The sequence below is a fragment of the Candidatus Polarisedimenticolia bacterium genome, from assembly GCA_036004685.1.
GTDB lineage: Bacteria > Acidobacteriota > Polarisedimenticolia > Gp22-AA2 > AA152 > DASYRE01.
The window spans coordinates 22,331-42,233 of record DASYRE010000010.1; the positions used below are offsets into that span (position 1 = coordinate 22,331).

Genomic DNA, 19,903 nt, shown 5'->3' on the forward strand with positions numbered 1-19,903 from the left:
CCTTGGCTCATTTTCCGAATCGAAGAACCGTCTCTCCCAGGAGCTTCTGCCGCTCCGGCTCGAGGTCGTGAAGCACCAGCCGCCGGTAGGCGCGTTTCAGGGCGGAGCGGATCTCCGGGCTCGGATCCCCCTCGGCGATCCGCTCCAGCGTCCGGCAGGCCAGGACGTAGTCACCGCAGCGCTCGGCGGCGAAGGCCAGGCGGCGGTCGGGCCCGCAGGGCTTGAGAATCTCGGCGGCCCGGAAGTAGTCGGATTCCTGCAGCGCCGCCTCCGAATGGATGCGCAGCAGATCGCTCGCCTCCAGGACCCCGGCCGCCGCGCCGGTGAGATCGAGAGCCTCGCGCGTCTCGCCGAGGGTCAGGAGACCCAGAGCCAGGCGGCGCATCTCGGCTCCCCCCGTCTCGCCTTTACCCAGGCGCTCCCGCAGGGCGCCGACCTCGGTCTGGACGTGGGCCAGCACGGTATCGTGCACGCGGGACAGCAGACGATTGCGATCGGGAGCCAGCGATTCCGCCTCCGCCAGGGCCTGCTTCGCCGCGGCGGTTTCGCCGCGGGCCAGGCAGGCGCGCCAGAGGCGGACGAGCAGGCTGAGCCTCTCGTTAGGCTCCCAGGGGCGCGCAAGCTCCTGCTGCAGCGCCTCGGCCGCTTCCTGGGGCCGCCCGGCGGCCAGCAGGAGATCCGCGACCAAGGCCGCCAGGCGATAGTTGCCGGGGCACCGCGGCTCGAGCCGCCGCGCCTCGTTGAGCGCTTCGGGAGCGAGCGAGGGGACGGAGCGGGCCGCCGTCTCGAGATCCTCCACGGCGGCGTTGAATTCCTGCCGGAGGGCAAGTCCCTGGGCGCGGGCCAGCCTCGCCTCGCCGAGGCGCGGGTCTTTCTCGATCAGCAGAGTGAACCCCTTGAGCACCGAGTCCAGGAGCCCGGGGTCGCGCTCCAGCGCCTTGCGATAGGCGCGCACGGCCGCGGGCAGTCGATCGAAGCGGAACAGGATCTCGGCGGACAGGAAAGCCACCCGGGCTGTCCCGGCGTCTTGGGAGATGATCTCCTCGAGAATCCGCAGGACCTCATCGCGGGGGCCGTCGGTCCGGGAGGCCGCCTGGAAGAGCTTCTCGGCCGCTCCCGCGATCTCGCCGTCCGCCAGATACACTTCCGCCATGGTGAGGTAGGGGAGCGCCGCCTTGGGATCCTCGGAGATCATCTCGGAGCAGTAGCGGATGACCTGCGGAGCCGAGGCCTTGTCGACGCGGTAGGCCCCCCGACAGGCTTCGGCGGCGCGCGCGATGTCTTTCAGCGTCCGCTGGGCGCGGGCCATCGCCAGGTATCCGGAAGACAGCCGGGAGGAGCGCGCCAAAATGGTCTCCAGGCGCGGAATCATCGATCGCGCGCTTTCCGGATGCGACTCCAGGACAGTCGTGATCGCCTCGGTCGTGGCCTTGTCGTTTCCCAGTCCGAAGAGGATCTCGACGCGGGCGACGGCGGCTTCAGGAGAGATGGGATGGGAGGAGCGGATTCGATCCAGCTCGGACAGGACTCCTTCGGAGATGCGCGGATCGCTGCGGAACGCCTCCAGCAGGTGGCCCACTCCCTCCGCCACCCGTCCGATCTCCGGGAGGATCTTCCCGAGCGCCAGCGACCCAAGGGACAGGTTGGGATGGAGATCCAGCACGCGCTCGAGCTTCGCGGCGACTTCGGAGGCGAGGGAGGAGCTCTTTCGGAAGGCGTTGTAATAGCGCTTGACGGCGGCGGTGGCGTCCCCCCGCTCGAGCAAGGCCTCGCCGAGATGGATCTGGATGGGCGCGGTCTGATGGTCGTCCCGGAGCCGCAGCGTCTCGCTGCCGAGCGCCTGAACCTGCTCGAACTGCTTGGAGAGCAACAAGGCGGTCGACAGGCCGATACGGACCTCGAGATCGTCGGGAGAGGTCTTCAGCGCGGCCCGGTAGCGGGCCAGCACGGGGGCCAGCAAGTCGGCGTTCAGCGATTGGATCTTGCGGAGCTCCGCGGTCGCGCCCCGGTAGTCCTTCTGCTGGAGGTGCAGTCCCGCCAGGATGTACCGCACCTCGGTCGTCTCCGGATGGCGGGCCAGCAGGGTCTCGAAGATCTCCTCGATCTCTTCCATCCGCTCCGGGGCCAGGACCGCGACTTCCTGGAAGGCGTTGACCGCTTCGCCGATCTCCCCCGCGATCATGGCCGCTTCCCCCTGGCCGAACCGGGCCGCCGCCGGGAGCGCCCCGCCCGACGCCACGTCGCGGAACACCGGGAGCGCGGCGCGGGCGGCCTCCCGGGAGCACCGCGACGCCTCGGAAAGGAGGTGGAGGACCTCCGCCGCGCGGCCGGGATCGTCGGCCAGGAGCCCTCCAAGGACCGACACGGCCTCCACCGGCTCGCTGGCCGCGACGAACGACTCGGCCAGCGCGATCCGCAACCCGGGGTGCGACGGGTCGGCGAGCAGCGCCTCCTGGACGGCGGCGCGCGCCTCCGTGGCGGCCTTCGGGTCGCGGCGGATCCGGTTGCGCAGCAGGAGCGCGACCCGCCCAAGCTCCTTCTGCTGCAGGAAGATCTTGGCCAGGGCGGCTGAAATCGGGGCGGAGGCAATGTTCTGCTCGAGCATCGCCAGGAGTTTCGGAACGAGAATCGGCCCGTCCTCGGGGGAGAGCGCCAGCACGCGCTCGTAGCGGACCACCCCCTCCTCGGATCGCCCGGCCTTGAAGTCCAGCTCTCCCAGAAGCAGGAAGGTGCGCGCGTGATCCGGGAACGCGGCCGCCACCTTTTCTAACGCGGCGGCGCTCTTGGCGTCGCCGATCTTCTCCGAGGCGAGCAGGATCGCCTCCACGGCGAGGACCGGCTTGCCGGCCCGGACATAAGCGTCGGCCAGCGCCAGGCGCAGTTCCGGATGCTCCTCCATCTTCGGCGTGAGCTCTTCGAGCAGTTGGACGATCGGCGGGCCGTGCGAGGCATGCGCGCCAAGCCGGGAGAGGGCCGCGAGCATCTCCGCGAATTTCCCCTCTTGACACCGGGCGCGGACGAGCAGCCAAAGCAGGCCGGGACTGTCGGGACTCTCCTTCAGGGCCGCGTCCATCCGCGCCGCCGCGAGAGGAGCGGCCCCCGCGGCGTCCGCCTCCATGGCGTGATCGATCTGCGCCAGCGCTTCCTCCGTCTTTCCCGCTTCGAGGAGCAGATCGACGAGGCCGAAACGGAGCGGGAGGTTGTGATAATCGCGGGCCAGGATCGCTTCGAAGCGGGCGCAGATTTTCCCGGTCTCCTCGGGGTTCTTCTCGATCAGGTTCCGGTAGGCCTGGGTCGCCTTCCCGTAATCCCCCGCGCGCTCGAGCGCCAGGGCGACGTAATAGGCGGAGTGGAGGGAGGTCTTGGTCAGCTTCGCCGTCGGGGCGTTCTTCCGGACGGCCTCCCACTTGGCGAGATGCCTCCCGTGATACACGCGCAGCGCCTCGGGACTGATTCGATCCAAGGCATCCAAGGCGCGGGGGTAGTCTTCCTGCCGAATGTAGTGCTCCGCGACGGCATCGTAGAAGGTCCCTACTTCGCGCCCCTTCATCCTCACTTCCTCGATGAACTCCTGGACCGCATCGATGTGCTTCGGACGGAGGCGGAGGACCTTCTTGAGACATTCTCCCGCGTCGGTCTCGCGGCCCGCTGCGAGGAAGCAGCGGGAAAGCTCGAAGAGGAGCGGCTCGCTGTCGGAGTTGCGCGCCAGCCCCGCTTCCAGGGCCTCGATCGCCTTGTCGGCGCGCCCCTCGTTGAGCGAGGTGCGGGCCTTCTCGAGGGCCCGGGCCTCGGGCCCCTGGGTGAGGGTCTTGAGGAGAGAAACGTCAGGAAGCTTCATGGGCCTCGAGGCTCAAGCTGCTCTCCGGCCAGCGCTTAGGCTTGTCCGACGGGCGAGAATCGCCCGGCCAGGACCATGGAAAATATAGAGATGCAGAGACGGATTTCAAGATTGTTTAGCAACTTAGCTGTCGCTTGACTCGGGATAGGGCTCTGGGTATATTGGCGCCACTCGATACAGCGAAGCAGTTTTCTTGCGGAAGAGATCTCTCTAGGAGGCGTGATGCGGCTCGCTTCGGCAGTCGGTCGTCGGCTGGCGGTCCTCGGACTGGCGGTATCGCTTTGTGGCTTTCCCATCTCTTTCGGGCAGTCCGCCCAGGCGGCAGGGTCCCTGGCCGGTCGCATCTTCGTCGCCGACGGAGTGACGCCCCGCCCCGGCGTCATCGTGAAGGCGGCGAACCTCACCACCTCGAAAATCTTCACTTCCGCCCTCACGGATCGCTCCGGCCGCTACGTTCTCGGCGATCTGCCGTCCGGCCAGTACCAGGTTGCGGTGGACACGGGCGAAGGCCTCTACGTGAACCTGGAGCGAGTCCCCGTCCTGCAGGGGAGGAAGACCCTCTTCTCTCTCGCTCTGAACCGATCGGCGCAGGACAATCCTGGCGACACTCCGCCTCCCCCGCCTCCTCCGAGCGAGCCCCCGGCGCAACCCCCTGCGGAGGCTCCGAAGCCCGAGGAGACCAAGCCGGAGGAGACGAAACCCGAAGAGACGAAGCCGGAGGAGAAAAAGCCCGAAGAGAAGAAGACGCCCGCCGAGCAGGAGGCTGCCAAGAAGAAGAAGGGGGGAAGCTTCTGGCGGAGCGGCTGGGGCGTCGCGGTGGGTCTGGGAGGCGGAGCGATCGTGCTCGGTGCCTTGGCCTCCTCTATCGCGGGCGACAGCAGTTCGGTGCCCGAGCCGCCGAGCCAGAGCACTCCCTAAGAAGCGCGGCGCAGCGGGTCGAAGGTCTGTCAACGAAAAGCCCGGCCTTGGCCGGGCTTTTCTGCGTCGGTCGGAACGATGGTCCAGCCTTGACTCGCCGGGGAGCGCGGCTTAATGTACCCAAATCCGGAGCGCTCGCCGGAAGGAAGAGCGGGAGACGACGATGAAGGCCAAAGAGATCATGACCCGGGAACCGATCACGACGCTCCCTCAGACCACGATGGAGGAGCTGTGCGACGTCCTGCGCCGCGAGAACATCAACGGCACTCCCGTGGTGGACGAGGCCGGCCAGCTGGTCGGAATCGTCTCCCAGGACGACGTCATCTTCCGCAAAGGGGGAAGGAACGAAGCCTTCCAGCCGCCCAAGGACATCAAGGATCTTTTCCAGCGAGGCTTCGCCTCGTTCGCCGAGAGCGACACGCCCCTCCGGGTCGGCGACATCATGACGCGGGAAGTGATTTCGGCGGACGAAGAGACGCCCGTGGAGCAGCTGTGCCGCACGATGTGGGAGCGGCGCATCCATCGAATTCCGATCACCCGGGGCGGCAAGCTCAGCGGCATCGTCTCCGCCCTGGATCTTTGCCGGATCATCGCCCTGGGAAACGTCCGCCTTCCCGAATAGCCTCCTCCTCGCCAGATTCCGCCGTCTCCGGCCGGTGTGCTTCCTCCGCCACCCGGCGGGCTGCGCCGGCGCCTCTCGAGCCCGGGATATAATCCGGCGGCCTGCCGGAGGGCATCGATGTTCTACAGGTTGTTCCGCGCCTTCATCTCGATCTGTCTGCGCGTCTACTACCGCAAGATCGAGACGCCCGGGCTCGAATCGGTCCCGCGCCAGGGCCCGCTCCTCCTGATCGCCAATCATGGGAACGCGCTGCTCGACGCCCTGCTGCTCCTCTCCCTCATCTCCCGTCCCATTTCCTTCCTCGCCAAGCACACGCTCTTCCGGATGCCGGTCGTCGGATTCGTCCTGCGGCGGATCGGCGGCCTGCCGGTCTATCGCCGGGAGGATGCTCCCGGAGAGTCGCGCCGCAACGAGGAGACGCTGCAGGCGTGCCGGAGGATCCTGCAATCGGGAGGAGCGATCTGCCTTTTCCCCGAGGGGATCAGTCACGACCGCCCGCGTCTGTCCACCCTCAAGACGGGGGCGGCGAGGATCTTCCTTCTGGCGTCGGGGGCCAGCGACGCGCCGGTCCGCCTGATCCCCGTGGGGATCAACTTCGAGTCGAAGACGGCCTTCCGGTCGCGCGTCCTGATCGTTTTCGCCGCGCCGGTCCCGACCGCCGATCTCCTGGATCGGGACGGCCCGCCGGAAGCGGTGGAGGAGCTGACGGCAAGGATGGAAGCGGCCCTCTCGGCGCTGGTTCCGGGCCTCGACTCCTGGGAGGAGCTGACATTCATCCGGGGCGTCAAGGATCTCTATCTCGGAGGAAGGTCGGCGACGCTGGCGGAAGAGGCGCCCGCTATCAAGCGATTCATCGCGGAGTATCAGGCGTACCGCGCCTCGGAGCCCTCCGCGGTGCGGGAGATTCGCGACCGGTGGGAGGCCTATCGCCGGCGGCTCGCGGAGCTCTCGGTGAGCGATGAGGAGGTCGATCTCGCCGAAACGCCGGGAAGGACGGCGCTCCTTCTCCTGCGAAGCGGGCTCGTCGTCCTCCTGCTGGCCCTGCCGGCCGCCGCCGGGTTCCTGGTCCACGTCATTCCCTATTCGCTGTGCGGCCCTCTGGAGCGGCGGATGAACCGGCATCCCGACCTCTCGGCCACCATCAAGCTCATGGCCGGGCTCGCCTTCTTTCCGCTCACCTACCTGATCTTCGCCGTCGTCCTCTACGCGCTCGCCGGCTTCCGGGCCCTCGTCGCCGGAATCATCCTGCTCCCGGCGACGGGTTGGGCGGCTTTGGTCGTGGCCGATCACTTCGCGCTGCTTCTGCGGGCCGCCCGGGCGCTCGGACTGGCGTCCCGGGTCGGCGGCGCCATCGGCGAGATTCGCGCGGGACGCAAGGAGATCCTCGACAAGGTGATGCACCTGTATCAGAGCATGCCGCTCCAGCGTCCTTTCACGGGGACCCCGGAGGCTCGACGGTGAACGCGGCGAATTCCGCGGGGGCCCAAGCTCCGGCCCCGGGAAGCGCGTATCCCCACTACGTCCTGGCGATGCTCACCACGCTCAACCTTCTCGATTACGTCGATCGATACATCATCTCCTCCGTGCAATCGTTGATCCGGAGGGATTTCCCGATCAGCGACGCGGAGTTCGGTTTCTTCGGGACCCTCTTCTTTCTCGTCTACCTGATCACCGCGCCGGTCTTCGGCTACCTGGGGGATCGTTTTCCCCGCCGCGGGATCCTGGCCCTGGGAGCGATCCTCTGGAGCCTGGCGACGGCCGGATCGTCCCTGGCTCCTTCCTACCTCTGGCTGCTTCTCTCGCGCGGTCTGGTGGGGGTGGGCGAGGCCTCCTTCGGGACGCTGTCTCCCCCTTTTCTCGCCGACTATTTTCCGGTCGGAAAGCGGGGCCGCGTGATGGCGATCTTCTTCCTGACGATCCCGGCCGGGGCGGCTCTCGCCTATCTGCTGGCCGGGTATCTGGGCGAAACCGAAGGGTGGCGCTTCTGCTTCCGGCTGGTGGGCCTGCCCGGCCTGCTTCTGGCCGTCCCGATCTTCTTCCTCAGGGAGCCGGTTCGCGGCGGGATGGATGCTCCCGATCGCCGCCTCCCGGAGGCGCGGAGGATGGAAGAGGGGAGCTTCTCCTACGCCAAGCGAATCCGGCAGGTCATCGAGGCGTACGGCGAGCTGATCCGGAGCCGCTCCTACCTGAACACCAACCTCGGCTACGCAGCGCTGACCTTCGCGATCGGCGGAATGGCCTTCTGGATGCCGCGCTACCTCGAGACGATCAAGGGGCTGCCGTTCGCCGAAGCGAACCATCTGACCGGCTCGGTGGTCGCCGGAGCGGGATTGGCCGGAACGCTCGCCGGAGGGTTTGGCGGGGACTGGCTGATGCGCCGGAGCCGCCGCGCGCATCTCCTTCTCTCCGGCGCCGGGGTCCTGGCCGCGGTGCCCTTCGCGCTGGCCTTTATCTTCTCCACGTCGCGCGGTTTCTTCATCCCCTGCCTCGCCGCCTCCGTCTTTTGCCTGTTCCTGAACACCGGATTGCTGAACGCCGTCATCGTCAGCGTGAGTCCACCCCGTCTGCGCTCCATGGCGGTGGCCGCCAACATCGTCATCATCCACCTCCTGGGGGACGCGCCGTCCCCCTTCCTGATCGGCTGGGTCGCTGACCTTTCGTCGCTTCAGGTTGGGATTCAGTTGGCGGTCGTGGCGATGGTGATCTCGGGGATCTTCTTGCTGGTGGGCTCGCGATACCTTCCGGGCGACCTGGATCGGGCGGCGGGCATCGAGCCGGCCCCGCCGTCCTGACGAAAAAAAAGCCCCCGCCTCGAGCGGGGGCTTTCTTCTTGAACCGGCCGGGAAGTCGTCGGCCGGAGGGAAGCGCTAGCGGATGGTCAGAGCGTCAGCGAGACCAGTGTCCCTCGATGTAGACGCGATAGCCCTCGTCATAGGCGTAATGGCCCGGAACCCAGACCGGCTCGCAGGGCTCCACGTAGACCCGGCGCGGCGAGTAATAGGCGGGCTCGTAGTAGACGTCGTCATAGTACCGGTCGTACCGATCGTATCGGTCGTATCGGTACGCGGGGCTGCCGAGCCTCAAGGAAAACGAGGAGCGGATGCGCGGGGACGGGAGGTGAAGTCGGGGTAAGGGGAAGGACGAAATCCCGAGGCTGAAACTCCGGTGGCTCCCATGGTGTCCACTGCTTCGGTAGTGTCCCCCGCTGCTTCGGTAGTGTCCCCCGCGGTGGCCACGATGTCCTGAGGCCATCACGGGACCAGCCAGCGCGGCTCCTAGCAGGAGCGTCCCGGCAACTGCAAGCAATTTCTTCATGTTCCCCTCCATATGCCGCCCGCCCGGGCCGGAATCCGGTGCCGGCGTTCGGCGCTGTCGAAGGGAATAGCAAAGAGGCTGCCAGCTTCAAAGCCCCGCCCGCTCTGCGCTGTGGGGAGATCCCGAGGCTAGAATCGATCCGCCCCTCTTCCCGGATCGCGGAGGGGAAGAGGGGCGGTGATCGTGGGGGGAGGCGCCTGGGCCGGAACGTTCCCGGGAAGCGGGTTCCTTCCCGGGTCCGGCCGAGGCGAGTGGAGCCTGGTTAGAAGGAGGATTCCTCGCTCATCCTCTCGGCGGCCTGGCGCATCGCGTCCTGGGCCTCCTGCATCGACCGCTCGATCTGACGCTGGATCTCTTGCTGGTTCCGCCGATCGAACATGCCGGCCTGGCGGAGCGCCGCCTGGGCTTCGCGGATCTGCTTCGAGACGTCGATGCTCGAGGCCTGGCGCATCGCGTCCCGGGCCTCCTGCATTGACCGCTCGATCTGCCGCTGGATCTCTTCCTGACTTCGGCGATCAAGCATGCCGGCCTGACGGAGCGCGGCCTCGGCCGCGCTCATCTGCATGGAGAAGTCGATGCTCGAGGCCCGCTCGATCTCGTCGTGGGCCTGGCGGAGCGATTCGAGGACCGACTCCTCGACCTCGGGAGACGCCTCCTCTTCCTCCTCTTTCTCCATCTCGTGGTCGTGCTCCTCGGGGAGGAACATCGAGCGATGCCGGGGCCGGGAGCGCTCGGCGATCTCGACGTCCACCGTCTTGTCGGATCCGTCGCGGACGATCTTCACCGCCACGCGGTCGCCGGGCTCATGATCCGAGAGGGCCTCGGCGATGTCGCCGCGCTCGCTGATCCCTTTGCCGTCAACGGCGATGATGACGTCGCCGGCGCGCAGTCCCGCCTTGGCCGCCGGCGTGTCCTCCTCGACCCGGCTGACGAGCACTCCGCGGCCCCGCGGCGCCTTGAAGTAGGCGCGCAGATCCTCCGTCATGCCCTGGACCCGCACGCCCATGAAATTCCGCGACATTCCCAGCATGCCGAAGGGCATCGGCTCCGGTGTCTCGCCCTCCTCGTTCTCGAACCAGCCGGGTCCGGCGCGCTTGTGGAAGGTGCGCGACCGCGGCGACTCTCCCAGCGTGGCGTTCAGCGTCTTCTCGGAGGATCGGCGCTTGATCCGGATCTGCACCGAGTCGCCTGGCTCGACATCCCGCATCGCCCGCCGAATGTCCCCCGCGTCGTCGACGTCGTGGCCGTCGAGCTCGAGAATCCGGTCGCCTTCCTGAAGCCCCGCCTTGGCCGCCGGGCTCCCGTCCTTCACGTCGGTGATCCGGACCCCTCTTCCTTCTTCATCCTCGGAGAGGACCACGCCGAGCCAGGCCCGCCGAGCCTCGGGGGCGTCCGGAGCGTCCGGCGCCGGAGGCGGACTCGGCTCGCGCGGCGCCGCGGCCGGAGCTGCCGGAACGGGAGGAACGGCGGAGCGGTTTCCCGCCGTGGAGGCGGGAGAGAGCGACAAGAGCAGGAGCGCCACCAGGCACAACGAAAAGGTCAATATCACGTATTTCAATCGCTTATCCGCCATCCTGCCTCCCTCCGCATCGAGTTTGAAGACCCTGGGGGGACGAGTCCGTCGACCCGCCTTACGTCCTATATGACTAGGATGACGTGAAGAAGGATGAAAAAGTTCGGCGGCGAATCGGGAGAAGCGGCGGCCGCTGGTGCCGGAGGTCGGAGTCGAACCGACATGGGGTTGAACCTCGACCCAGCAGTGGATTCGAGAAGGAGTGATGAATCGACAACTTCACCGATTCGCGGCGATCCTCTTCAGCTCCTCCGCCCAGTTCAGGACGACGTCCAGCTGGTTCATCGGCCCCTGGGGCTCGACCTGCTGGATGCGCAGGAACCGGCGTCCGTCGGCCGAGACGTCGTAGGCGGTGTTGACATTACCGCTCGGCCGGTAGCGCCCTTCCATCAGCACGCGCGGCTCTCCCGTGGAGAAGGCCGCCCCGGGCCGCACCGCCGCCGCCATGAGCTTGTCGTAGCTGAGATTGAGATAGAAGATCTCCCGCCCGTCGCGGGACCAGCGGGGCTCGCTGCCGCCGCCGTTCGACACTTGCACCCGCGGTCCAGGACCGGGAAAGGGCTGGACGTAGACTTCCAGCCGGCCGGAGCCGTTCCAGTTGAAGGCCAGCCATTTGCCGTCGGGCGAGACTTGCCCGTCGGCCACACGTCCCGGGGCCTGGACCACGGGACGCGGGGTCCTCTCCCCGGTCAGGGGAAGGGCCCACAGCGTCGTGCTCGTAGACCCGCGGAGGCCCATTTCGGAGAAGATCGCCCAGCGGCCGTCGGAGGTGACCGAGGTCGGCGTCTGGAGGATCCCTTCCTTCTCGGTGAGCCACTCCTCCTCTCCCGTGCCGTCGGCCGCCTTCCAGCACAGGTTCCTCCGGCCTTTGCGCGTGGCGCGGTAGATGATCCGCTGTCCGTCCAGGGTCCAGACCGGGGCTTGGCTGCTGCCGGCAGTGAGGAACGGCAAGAGGGTGCGGCGCGAGAAATCGTAGATCCAGAGATGGACCGTCCCTTCCGTCGTCTGCAGGACTGCGCGGCTCCCGTCCGGGGAGATTGCCACGCTCTCATAGTCGCGCTCGGGCAACGGAAGAACTTCCGTCCTTCCCGAGCGGTCGACCCAGAGGACGCGTTGCGCATACCACCGGGCTCCGCCCGGCACGTACACGAGCGTCCCGTTGCGGGAAACGGCATACATGGCGGCACTCTCGCCCACCTCGCGGGGGTGCTCCGGGAGGGTGAGCGGCACCACGCCCGCGAGATCTTTCGTCTCCGGCCCCCAGGGAACCGCGAGAAGGTCGTCCATGCGGGCGTACATGAGAAATCCGGAATCCAGGTACCGAGGCGTGTTTGCCCCGCGCAGGAGGGTGCGCCGCTCACCCGTCGCCAGCGACTGGAACACGATCGCGCGCTCGTCGAGTCCCGGGCCCGTCCAGATGTTGTAGAGAAGAGCCTGATGCTCGGGCAGGAAACGGGGCCACCGGTGGCTGATTTCGCCCTGGGCCGTATCCTTGCGCGTGACTTCCGCCGCCGCGCCACCCGTCGCCGGCACCTTCCAGATGCCCGAGGTGCTCACCGGTGCGAAGTAGATGTTGCCGTCCGCGCCCCAGTCCCCGCCCCTCGGATCGGGAGTGTCGTCGAAGATCACCTGGAGTCCCGCCCCGCTCACCGAGATCTTCTTCACCTTCCCGTCCGCGAAGAAGCCGATCCACTGTCCGTCGGGCGAGAAGAAGGGGCTGAAGGCGCCTTCCGTGCCGGCGAGCTCGGCCGGCTCGCGCTCGGAGAGCCTGCGCAGGCAGATCCTTTGGGCGCCGTCGCCGCGGCTGACGTAGGCCAGCGCGGATCCGTCCGGAGATAGGGCGAGCGGCATTAGGGCGGTGCCGACGAGTTGCTCCCCTGGCGGGAGCGCGATCGTCAGATGGATCACTCCGCCGTGGGCGGGCGCCGAGGGAGGCGAGAAGACGCGCATGCCGATTACCGTCCCGAGGATCGCGGCGGCCGCGATCGTCGCGGCGAGGGGCAGACCGATCGACCGGCGCGGGGAAGAGGGGACGGCGACCGGCGCGGCGGCCGGCTCCTTCTCGTCGAGATCCAGGCGGGCGTCCCCGATGGCGCTCAGGCGCCGGCGCGGGTCCTTCTCCAGGCACCGGCGCAGCAGGCGCCGCACGGAAGGCGGGAGATCGGGCGGCAGCGCCTGCCAGTCGACGTCTTCCTTCAGGACGTTGGCGAGGGTGATGGAGATGTCCTCGCCTTCGAAGGCCCTGCGCCCCGTGAGCATCTCGTAGAGCAGGACGCCGAAGGCCCAGATGTCGGCACGGCGGTCGACCGTCCGGCCCCGGGCCTGTTCCGGCGACATGTAGGCCGCCGTGCCCAGGATCATTCCGGCCACCGTCGCGGCGTGCGTCATCGTCGGCGATCGCGTACCATCGATCCCGGCGCCGCCCGCGGCGTCGCTTTCATACGCTTTCGCCAGCCCGAAGTCCAGGACCTTGACCTTTCCGTCGGGCGTCAGCTTGACGTTGGCGGGCTTCAGGTCGCGGTGGACGATCCCCTTCTCGTGGGCCTCCTCCAGGGCTTCCGCGATCTGGCGGGAGATCGCCAGGGCTTCCTCGATCGCCATCGGCCCGCGCGCCAGCCGCTGGGCGAGATCCTCTCCTTCGACGAGCTCCAGGACCAGGAACGGGACTCCGTCTCCTTCCTCCAGTCCGTAGATTGCGGCGATGTTGGGATGATTTAGCGAAGCGAGCACCTGGGCTTCACGCCGGAAGCGGGCCAGGCGGTCGGCGTCGCGCGCCAGTGCGGAGGGAATCACCTTGAGCGCGACTTGGCGGCGCAGCCGCGCGTCGGTCGCGCGGTAAACCTCGCCCATGCCTCCGGCGCCGAGCGGAGCGACGATCTCGTAGGGTCCCAAACGCGATCCGGACGCCAGGGTCATTGCGTTCTGGATTTCCCGTGGGGGTGTGCGCGAATCGGGCCGATTCTACTCTGGGTGGACCACGGGAGGGAAATCGGCAGAGGCAATTGTGTAAACGTTTGAAGGCATTGGTGCCGGAGGTCGGAGTCGAACCGACATGGGGTTGCCCCCGCGGGATTTTGAGTCCCGTGCGTCTGCCATTTCGCCACTCCGGCGCCGAAGTCGCGGGAAGAGTAGCGGATCGGGCCGCCGTGAGGCAAGGCGTATTGAAATGCCCTATATTGTCGCCCGGAGGTGCGGCATGCATCGAGGCAGGTCATCGATTTTCAAGCTCGCTGCGGGAGTCCTGCTCATCGTGGGAAGCGGAAGCGCCGGCGCTCCGGCATTCGCCGTCGGCGACTTCATCGGATTCGAGCCCCAGTACTGGAGCCAAAGGATGGAGGGGACGTGGCGGATCGACGGCGACCTGGTCGAGGGGACGAAGGTCGACCCGCATGAGGCGCTGGGTCTCGAGGAAACGGACAAGCTGGCGGCCGGGCGGATCTGGCTCCATTGGCTCAAGAAGAACTCCCTGATCTACACGACCTACGACAGCCGCCGGGAGGGGAACAAGCTCCTGACTTCGCCAGTGATCTTCGACGACCAGGTCTTCCTGCCGGGAGAGCAGGTGAAGACCCGGCTCCAGACCGAGCTGAAGTCGCTGCTCTACGGTTACGACTTCCTGAGCCTCCGTCTGATCAAGCTGGGATTCCGGATCGGAGCAAACCGGCTCGGCGTCGATGCGACGCTCGACTCCGCCACGACGCCCTCCCGCGCCTCGATCGACGAAAGCGTGACCTATCCCGTGGCCGGGCTGGGGGTGGCTTTCGAACCCATACCGATGCTCCGATTCCTTGGGGAAATCAACGGGATCGGCGGCCACTTCAGCGGCAACCAAGTGACTTTCTACGACGCGCGGATCCAGGCCGAGGTGTACTGGTCGCACTTCTTCGGCATCATCACCGGCTACCGGCGGGTGCGGATCGACGTCGATCTGGAGGACTTCGGGGCCGCCGACGCGACGCAGAAGGGGCCGTACGCCGGGTTCGTGTTCCGATTCTGAATTGACAGGGAGGGTGCCGAAACGCTACAATGGGCCCATTCTCCAACCTTGCTCAGACGTGAAGGGCGCGCCACTGGGAGGTTCCGTGGACTTCAAGATCGGGGACAAGGTCGTTTATCCGAACCACGGAATCGGCGTCATCGAAGCCATCCAGAAATCGCCCGCCAGCGAATCCAACGGCTCCTACTACTGTCTCCGGATTCTCGCCAACGACAGCACGGTCATGGTCCCCGCCGGCAACGCCACCCAAGTGGGACTCCGAAGGGTGATCGGCAAGAAAGAGATCGAGAAGGTCTTCGGAATCCTTCAGGATGGCGACATCCCGGTGTACAGCAACTGGAAGGGGCGCTTTCAGGAGAACTCCAACCGGATGCGGACCGGAGAGATTCTGGAGGTGGCGGCGGTTCTGAAGAACCTCAGCCTTCTGAGCCAGAACAAGAACCTGTCCTACCGGGAGCGGAGAATGCTCGACAAGGCCCGCTACCTGGTGATCAGCGAAATCGCCGAAGTGGAAAAAACCCCCGAGGCGCAGGTCGAGGAGCGGGTCGACAAGGCAGTGGCCAAATCGATTCGCAACGTCAAGGATCACTGAGCCTCCGCCGCTCCGCTTCCGGCCTCTCTTCCTCCCTGAGATTCCACCGATGAGCTTTGAAGCGCGCCGCGGCGCGACCGGGCCGCCCCGATGGACTTCCTGATCCTACGGGGCGTCGCCGGGGAGCTGGATCGCGTTCTTGCCGGCCGGACCCTCCGCGGGGCCGAGCGGGTGGGCGACCAGGAGTACGCGCTCCGCTTCGACCCGTCCGACGCCGACTGCCTTCTCTTCGGTCTCGCTCCTCCCCATCCCTTCTTGTTCCGGGCCGATCGGCGCCGCCGCTCGGAGATCCTGCCCCCGGATCCGTTCGTCCTTCTGGTCGGCCGGGAGCTGGAGGGGAAAAGGCTCGCGAGCATTCGCATGCCCGGTCTGGATCGCGTGGTCGAAATGGAGTGGGAGTCGCGCGCCGCAGGCTCCAGGATGCTGGTCGCCGAGCTCCTGGACAAGTCGGCGAACCTGCTTCTCCTTGACGCTTCGCGAAGAGTCCTCGCCTACGCGAAGGAGATCGCCAGCGCGTTCCGCGCCCCCTCGGTGGGCGAGCCGTACCGCGGCCCGAACCCCCGCCCGGGCTTCGCGGGAATGACGCTCGATCCGGAAAGAGCGCGGGAGTATCTCGATCGATTCGCGGAGCGGAGATCTCCGCGCCAGGCCGTGGCGGCGGTCGTCGGCGGATTCAGCCCCATGCTCGGAGCGGACCTGGCGCAGCGCCAGGAAGCCGCCGCCGATCCCGAAGGGACGCTCGCGGCGTTTCTCGCGGCGGCGCGCGACGGGCGCCTCGAGCCCACCCTCTACACGCCGGTCGAGCCCGCGACGATCCTGAGCGATCCCCCGCGGGCCGGAGGCGCGATGCCGGTGCTCTCCTCCTTCCCGCTGCACCGGAAACCGCTGCCGGTCGAAACCTCCATCCCCGATCCCGAGGAGGCGGTCCGGTTGCAGGCTTTCCTGCAGAGAGACATCCGCCGCGAGCGGGAGCAGCGCGAAAGGCTCGCCTCGGCGCTGGCACGCGAGGCCGGCAGGCTGGAGCGTCTGGCGGAGAAGCTGGAAGGGGAGCTGGTTCAGGCGGGGCGGGAACAGGAGTTCCAGCGCTTCGGGGATCTCATCCTCGCCCATCCGCGAGCCAGCGTGACGGGCCGCTCGATCGTCGTTCCCGACTTGTACGATCCCGGGGGGCGCGAGATCGAGATTCCCGCCGATCCGGCGCTTACGCCGCGCGAGAACGCGGAGCGTCATTATGCCCGCGCCCGCAAGCTGCGCCGCGGCGCCGGGACGATCCGGGGCCGGCTCGAAGCGGTTCGGGAAGCGCGGCAGCGCGCGCGGGCCTGGCGCGAGCGCCTCGACTCGGCCGAGCGGATGGAAGCGATGGAGAGCCTGGAGGTCGATCTGCGGAGAGCGGGACTCCTTCCCGCGGCGAAACGCGCGCCCTCCGGGCGCCCGTCCAGCTCGCCGGAAGGCGATCCGGGGATCCGGAGGTTCCGCACCACCGAGGGCGTCCTCATCCTGGTCGGGAAGACCGCCGCCGACAATGATCGACTCACCTTCCAGGTCTCGTCTCCGCACGATTTCTGGCTGCACGCCGCCGAGGGTTCCGGGGCCCATGTCGTGGTCCGTAACCCGGCGAGGCTCAAGGAGCTGCCGCGCCCGCTCCTGATCTCCGCGGCCCGCATCGCCGCCTACTACAGCCGCTCGCGCGGACGCGGCAAAGTCGAGGTGCATTACACCCTGCGCAAGCACGTGCGCAAGGGAAGAGGCTTTCCCGCGGGCCGGGTGACGCTGCGCAACCATCGGACGCTGGAAGTCGAGCCGGGCATTCCGGGAGAGAAGGAGGGCTAGGGCTTCTCGGCTGGCGCGCCGCCCGCGATGCGGATCGTGCTGTGGGAAGTGAAGAGCTTGTAGCGGACCCGGCCGTCGCCCACCGTCGCCGCGAACCGGGACACTTCTTCCTCGGGAAGGCGCAGGGCGGCCAGGTCGCTCTGAATCTCACCCCCCTCCGAGGCGGCGTCGATGCGAAAGCCGGGGGACGGGCCCGAAAGATCGATCTCCTGATGGGTCGTCCGGACCTCCACGTCGGAGCCGGGGCGGTCGAGGCTGACGTCGGTGTGCTTTCCTTCGACCTCGATTCTGCCGCGGACCCCGGCGAGACGCACGCTGGTCAGCTCGGCGTTCACCGTCACGGCCCCGGCCACGTCGGAGACTTCAAGGGGGTCGGCCTCGACGCGGGCCGTCACGGCGCCGCCAATCTTCCGGAGCGTGACGGAGCAATGGGGCGCCTCCACGTCGACGTTTCCCCCCGCCTCCTCCACGCGGACTTCGCCGTGACGATCGCGGATCTTGACGCTGCCGCGCGCCCCCGTGACCGAGACGGCGCCGTGCGCCGAGTCGATCTCCACGTCCGAGCCGGCCTGGGAGACGGTCACGTCGTCGTGCTCGTCGGCGATCTTGAGCCTTCCTTTCACCGAGTCGGCGCGCACCTCGCCGTGACGATTCACGATCTCGCAGGCGCCGCCCAGATCCTCGACGGTCACGTCGCCGTGCGCCGTCTGCACGAAGGTATCGCCGGCGATCCCCCGGAGCGTCACGTCGCCCTGGGTGGCGGTGACGCGGAGCCGGGATTGCGGCGGGGCCGTCACGGTGAAGCTGCTCCGCAGGCCGCCCGCCCGGCCGGCGCCACCTTCGGGGACCATGCGGACCATCAAGCCGTCCGCGCCGGCGTCGAGGCTCAGCCGGACGGAGCCGGCGATCTTCGCCGCCGCCTCGGCGCTCTCCGCGCGCAGCTCCTTGCGGACCTCGACGCGCACCTTGGGCTCGTTCCAGGTCCGCACCTCCACGTCGCCGCGCCCGGCGTCGATCGCGAGCAGAGCGCCCTCGCGCAGCGGCGCCTCCCGCGACTCGGAGAAGGTGTGCAGCGGACCGCGCATGAAATCGAGCCCGTCGACCTCGATGCCGAGGGGAAGCCGGCCCTGCTTGATCTGCTGTCCGAGCTGGAGGCCGGCGCCGATCAGGAGGATGAGGACCAGCAGGGCGAAGTCGCGACGTCTCATCGAGGCGGCTCGGGCGGGAGCGTCGAGTGGGCGGAGAAATAGCGCATCAGGGCGTTGATCCCCATGACGATCAGGATCACCGGCCAGAACTTCCAGAGGTTGCGCCAGATGTGCCACTCAGGACGGAGATTCCCGAGCAGGAGAACCAGGCCCAGCAACAGCACGAAAAGACCCCAAATCAGCGACTCGCCGCGGTTCCGAACGGTCATGCTCAGCACCTCCCTTTCAACCGCGTAAACGGAATTGGGGACGAAAAGTTCACGCCTCGCTGCCCTCGGATGCGGCCGCGCGGAGATCCCGCGGCGGTTGACTGCCTCGGGGGCGCTAGTGTACATTCCGGGGCGTTTTGGCTCCAGCATCTTCCCTTCTTCGTTCCGCGGATCCGGGCGCGCTCTCCCGGGCGGAACGCGCTGCACTGAGGACCGCACGGCCCTCGGCGCGAGGCACCGGGTCTCCGATGAAGCGCCTGATCCGTGTGGGACTCAGCATAGTCCTTTCCCTGGTCCTCATCGCGATCTGCTTCCGCGGCACCGATCCGAAGGCGGTCTGGGCGGCCTTGCGCCAGGCGCGCCCGGGTTACCTGGCCGTCGCCGTCGCGCTGTCCCTTCTGACGTTCGCCGTCAGGGCGCTGCGGTGGCGCGTCCTTCTGGGCCACCTGCGGCGCGGCGTGCCGTTCGTCAGCTTGTTCAACTGCACCGTCATCGGCTTCATGGTCTCTTACGTCCTGCCCGGGCGGGTGGGGGAGCTGGCGCGCCCGGTTCTCCTCGCGGTCAAGGAGCGGATGAGCAAGGGGTCGGTGATCGCCACGGTGGCCCTCGCCCGGATGATGGATTTTCTGACCGTCCTGCTTTTCTTCTCCGTCTACCTGATCGGCTTTTCCTCCCGCCTCCCCGCGAGCGGTTCGGAATGGATGCACCAGTTCCGCTCCTGGGGCATCGTGGTCGGCGCGGCCATTCTCGCGGCGGTGATCGGACTGTACGCCATCGTGCTGTTGCGCACCCACCTGTTCGATCGGCTGGAGGCGTGGACCCGCCCCGGCGGCTGGGCGCGCGGCGTGGTGGATTTCTTCCACGCCGTGGTCCGCGGCTTCGAGGTGCTCAAGGGGGGACGCGCCCTGGCGGGTTCGATGATTCTGACGCTGGTCACCTGGTGCATCATCGATTTGAGCATCCTGGCCGGGCTGAGAGCCTTCGGGATTCGGCTGGACTTTGCCGACGTGTTCCTGCTGATCGCCTTCCTGGCGGGCGGCATCGCCGTTCCGACGCCCGGAGGGCTGGGCGCCTACCAGGCGGCCGGCCTGTTCTGCCTGGTGACGTTCTTCGGGATCGGCCAGGATCTGGCGCTGGCCGCCATTTGGGCGCAGTGGGGCCTGGCCGTGATCCCGGTGTTGGCGCTGGGGGCGGTTCTGATCTGGAAGGAGGGCCTGACACTCGGGCAGGTGGGGAAGATGGTCCGAAAAGAAGAGTCGGTGGCGCGATGAAGTGCCCGTTCTGCGGACATGCCGAAGACAAGGTGGTCGATTCCCGCGAAGGGAAGGAGGGGCGCGTGGTCCGCCGACGCCGGGAGTGCCTCTCCTGCGCCCGCCGCTTCACCACCTACGAGCGCGTCGACGAGATTCCCTACATGGTGGTGAAGAAAGACGGCCGGCGCGAACCTTTCGATCGGAACAAGCTCCTGACCGGATTGGTGAAGGCTTGCGAGAAGCGGCCGGTTCCGATGAGCGTCCTGGAGAAGGTGGTGGATGAAATCGAGAACCTCCTCCAGGAAAGCCCCGAAAAGGAGCTTCCGGCCGCCGCCATCGGGGAGAGGCTCATGGGGCGGCTGCGGGACCTGGATCAGGTCGCCTACGTCCGGTTCGCCAGCGTCTACCGTCAGTTCGGCGATCTGAACGAGTTCATGGAGGAGCTGAAAACGCTCCTGGGACAAAGGAAATAGCCCCCATCGCGTGCCGGCCGCCTCCGAAGTCTTGCATCCCTTCACCCCCATCATTATATTAGGCGGCGAATCCGC

At 67.6% G+C, this 19,903-nt stretch carries 15 protein-coding genes and 2 tRNA genes; 9 read left to right on the plus strand and 8 right to left on the minus strand.

Translation table 11 applies throughout. The features are described from left to right. Nucleotides 1-7: 7 nt before the first annotated feature. Nucleotides 8-3,838 carry a tetratricopeptide repeat protein gene (locus VGR67_02315; protein HEV8335235.1) on the minus strand — a complete coding sequence of 1,277 codons (3,831 nt, stop codon included), beginning with the start codon at nt 3,836-3,838 and terminating at the stop codon, nt 8-10. Between the two features lie 222 nt (nt 3,839-4,060). Here VGR67_02315 and VGR67_02320 point away from each other — a divergent pair, with 222 nt between their 5' ends. The 4 genes from VGR67_02320 to VGR67_02335 all read left to right on the plus strand — a co-directional run bounded on the left by VGR67_02320 (nt 4,061) and on the right by VGR67_02335 (nt 8,170). Continuing rightward, entirely contained in the window at nt 4,061-4,756 is a 696-nt protein-coding gene (locus VGR67_02320; protein ID HEV8335236.1) for a carboxypeptidase-like regulatory domain-containing protein, read from the plus strand. Nucleotides 4,757-4,919: 163 nt separating this feature from the next. Then, nucleotides 4,920-5,378, plus strand: a complete 459-nt coding sequence (locus tag VGR67_02325; protein HEV8335237.1) for a CBS domain-containing protein — start codon at nt 4,920-4,922, stop codon at nt 5,376-5,378. Between the two features lie 117 nt (nt 5,379-5,495). Beyond that, entirely contained in the window at nt 5,496-6,839 is a 1,344-nt protein-coding gene (locus tag VGR67_02330) for a lysophospholipid acyltransferase family protein (protein ID HEV8335238.1), read from the plus strand. Beyond that, a complete protein-coding gene (locus VGR67_02335) occupies nt 6,836-8,170 on the plus strand; it encodes an MFS transporter (GenBank protein HEV8335239.1) in 1,335 nt (444 codons plus the stop codon). The genes VGR67_02330 and VGR67_02335 overlap by 4 nt, the downstream gene beginning before the upstream one ends. Before the next feature lie 94 nt (nt 8,171-8,264). On the opposite strand, the gene VGR67_02340 is transcribed toward VGR67_02335, so the two are convergent. The 5 genes from VGR67_02340 to VGR67_02360 all read right to left on the minus strand — a co-directional run bounded on the left by VGR67_02340 (nt 8,265) and on the right by VGR67_02360 (nt 13,376). Next, nucleotides 8,265-8,462, minus strand: coding sequence for a hypothetical protein (locus VGR67_02340; protein HEV8335240.1), 198 nt, complete (start codon nt 8,460-8,462; stop codon nt 8,265-8,267). 493 nt (nt 8,463-8,955) lie between these two features. Further along, nucleotides 8,956-10,266 (minus strand): PDZ domain-containing protein, encoded by a 1,311-nt coding sequence (locus VGR67_02345; protein ID HEV8335241.1) that lies wholly within the window; start codon nt 10,264-10,266, stop codon nt 8,956-8,958. Nucleotides 10,267-10,400: 134 nt separating this feature from the next. Continuing rightward, nucleotides 10,401-10,522, minus strand: a tRNA-OTHER gene (locus VGR67_02350). Then, on the minus strand, nt 10,486-13,182 hold the full coding sequence (locus VGR67_02355; protein ID HEV8335242.1) for a protein kinase: 2,697 nt from the start codon (nt 13,180-13,182) through the stop codon (nt 10,486-10,488). Before VGR67_02355 ends, VGR67_02350 begins: the two co-directional genes overlap by 37 nt. A 108-nt stretch (nt 13,183-13,290) precedes the next feature. Beyond that, nucleotides 13,291-13,376: transfer RNA gene (locus VGR67_02360), tRNA-Leu, on the minus strand. An 86-nt stretch (nt 13,377-13,462) separates the two neighbouring features. Between VGR67_02360 and VGR67_02365 the strand changes: the two genes are divergently transcribed. The 3 genes from VGR67_02365 to VGR67_02375 all read left to right on the plus strand — a co-directional run bounded on the left by VGR67_02365 (nt 13,463) and on the right by VGR67_02375 (nt 16,685). After that, nucleotides 13,463-14,263 carry a hypothetical protein gene (locus VGR67_02365; protein ID HEV8335243.1) on the plus strand — a complete coding sequence of 267 codons (801 nt, stop codon included), beginning with the start codon at nt 13,463-13,465 and terminating at the stop codon, nt 14,261-14,263. Between the two features lie 85 nt (nt 14,264-14,348). Beyond that, nucleotides 14,349-14,855: a CarD family transcriptional regulator gene (locus tag VGR67_02370; GenBank protein ID HEV8335244.1), complete on the plus strand. Its 507-nt coding sequence runs from the start codon at nt 14,349-14,351 to the stop codon at nt 14,853-14,855. 90 nt (nt 14,856-14,945) lie between these two features. Further along, nucleotides 14,946-16,685, plus strand: a complete 1,740-nt coding sequence (locus tag VGR67_02375; GenBank protein ID HEV8335245.1) for an NFACT family protein — start codon at nt 14,946-14,948, stop codon at nt 16,683-16,685. Here the strand turns inward: VGR67_02375 and VGR67_02380 are convergent. Further along, nucleotides 16,682-17,893 (minus strand): DUF4097 family beta strand repeat-containing protein, encoded by a 1,212-nt coding sequence (locus VGR67_02380; GenBank protein ID HEV8335246.1) that lies wholly within the window; start codon nt 17,891-17,893, stop codon nt 16,682-16,684. The genes VGR67_02375 and VGR67_02380 overlap by 4 nt on opposite strands. After that, nucleotides 17,890-18,102 (minus strand): DUF5668 domain-containing protein, encoded by a 213-nt coding sequence (locus VGR67_02385; protein ID HEV8335247.1) that lies wholly within the window; start codon nt 18,100-18,102, stop codon nt 17,890-17,892. Before VGR67_02385 ends, VGR67_02380 begins: the two co-directional genes overlap by 4 nt. Nucleotides 18,103-18,350: 248 nt before the next feature. Here VGR67_02385 and VGR67_02390 point away from each other — a divergent pair, with 248 nt between their 5' ends. After that, on the plus strand, nt 18,351-19,373 hold the full coding sequence (locus VGR67_02390; GenBank protein HEV8335248.1) for a lysylphosphatidylglycerol synthase transmembrane domain-containing protein: 1,023 nt from the start codon (nt 18,351-18,353) through the stop codon (nt 19,371-19,373). Beyond that, nucleotides 19,370-19,828 (plus strand): transcriptional regulator NrdR, encoded by a 459-nt coding sequence (gene nrdR, locus VGR67_02395; GenBank protein ID HEV8335249.1) that lies wholly within the window; start codon nt 19,370-19,372, stop codon nt 19,826-19,828. The genes VGR67_02390 and nrdR overlap by 4 nt, the downstream gene beginning before the upstream one ends. The last annotated feature ends 75 nt before the right edge of the window (nt 19,829-19,903 follow it).

What these genes read in the sequence shown, in the direction of transcription:
- VGR67_02315 (HEV8335235.1), bottom strand. Translation starts at nt 3,838, where the DNA reads ATGAAGCTTCCTGACGTTTCTCTCCTCAAGACCCTCACCCAGGGGCCC.
- VGR67_02320 (HEV8335236.1), top strand. Translation starts at nt 4,061, where the DNA reads ATGCGGCTCGCTTCGGCAGTCGGTCGTCGGCTGGCGGTCCTCGGACTG.
- VGR67_02325 (HEV8335237.1), top strand. Translation starts at nt 4,920, where the DNA reads ATGAAGGCCAAAGAGATCATGACCCGGGAACCGATCACGACGCTCCCT.
- VGR67_02330 (HEV8335238.1), top strand. Translation starts at nt 5,496, where the DNA reads ATGTTCTACAGGTTGTTCCGCGCCTTCATCTCGATCTGTCTGCGCGTC.
- VGR67_02345 (HEV8335241.1), bottom strand. Translation starts at nt 10,266, where the DNA reads ATGGCGGATAAGCGATTGAAATACGTGATATTGACCTTTTCGTTGTGC.
- VGR67_02355 (HEV8335242.1), bottom strand. Translation starts at nt 13,182, where the DNA reads ATGACCCTGGCGTCCGGATCGCGTTTGGGACCCTACGAGATCGTCGCT.
- VGR67_02365 (HEV8335243.1), top strand. Translation starts at nt 13,463, where the DNA reads ATGCATCGAGGCAGGTCATCGATTTTCAAGCTCGCTGCGGGAGTCCTG.
- VGR67_02375 (HEV8335245.1), top strand. Translation starts at nt 14,946, where the DNA reads ATGGACTTCCTGATCCTACGGGGCGTCGCCGGGGAGCTGGATCGCGTT.
- VGR67_02380 (HEV8335246.1), bottom strand. Translation starts at nt 17,893, where the DNA reads ATGAGACGTCGCGACTTCGCCCTGCTGGTCCTCATCCTCCTGATCGGC.
- VGR67_02385 (HEV8335247.1), bottom strand. Translation starts at nt 18,102, where the DNA reads ATGACCGTTCGGAACCGCGGCGAGTCGCTGATTTGGGGTCTTTTCGTG.
- VGR67_02390 (HEV8335248.1), top strand. Translation starts at nt 18,351, where the DNA reads ATGAAGCGCCTGATCCGTGTGGGACTCAGCATAGTCCTTTCCCTGGTC.
- nrdR (HEV8335249.1), top strand. Translation starts at nt 19,370, where the DNA reads ATGAAGTGCCCGTTCTGCGGACATGCCGAAGACAAGGTGGTCGATTCC.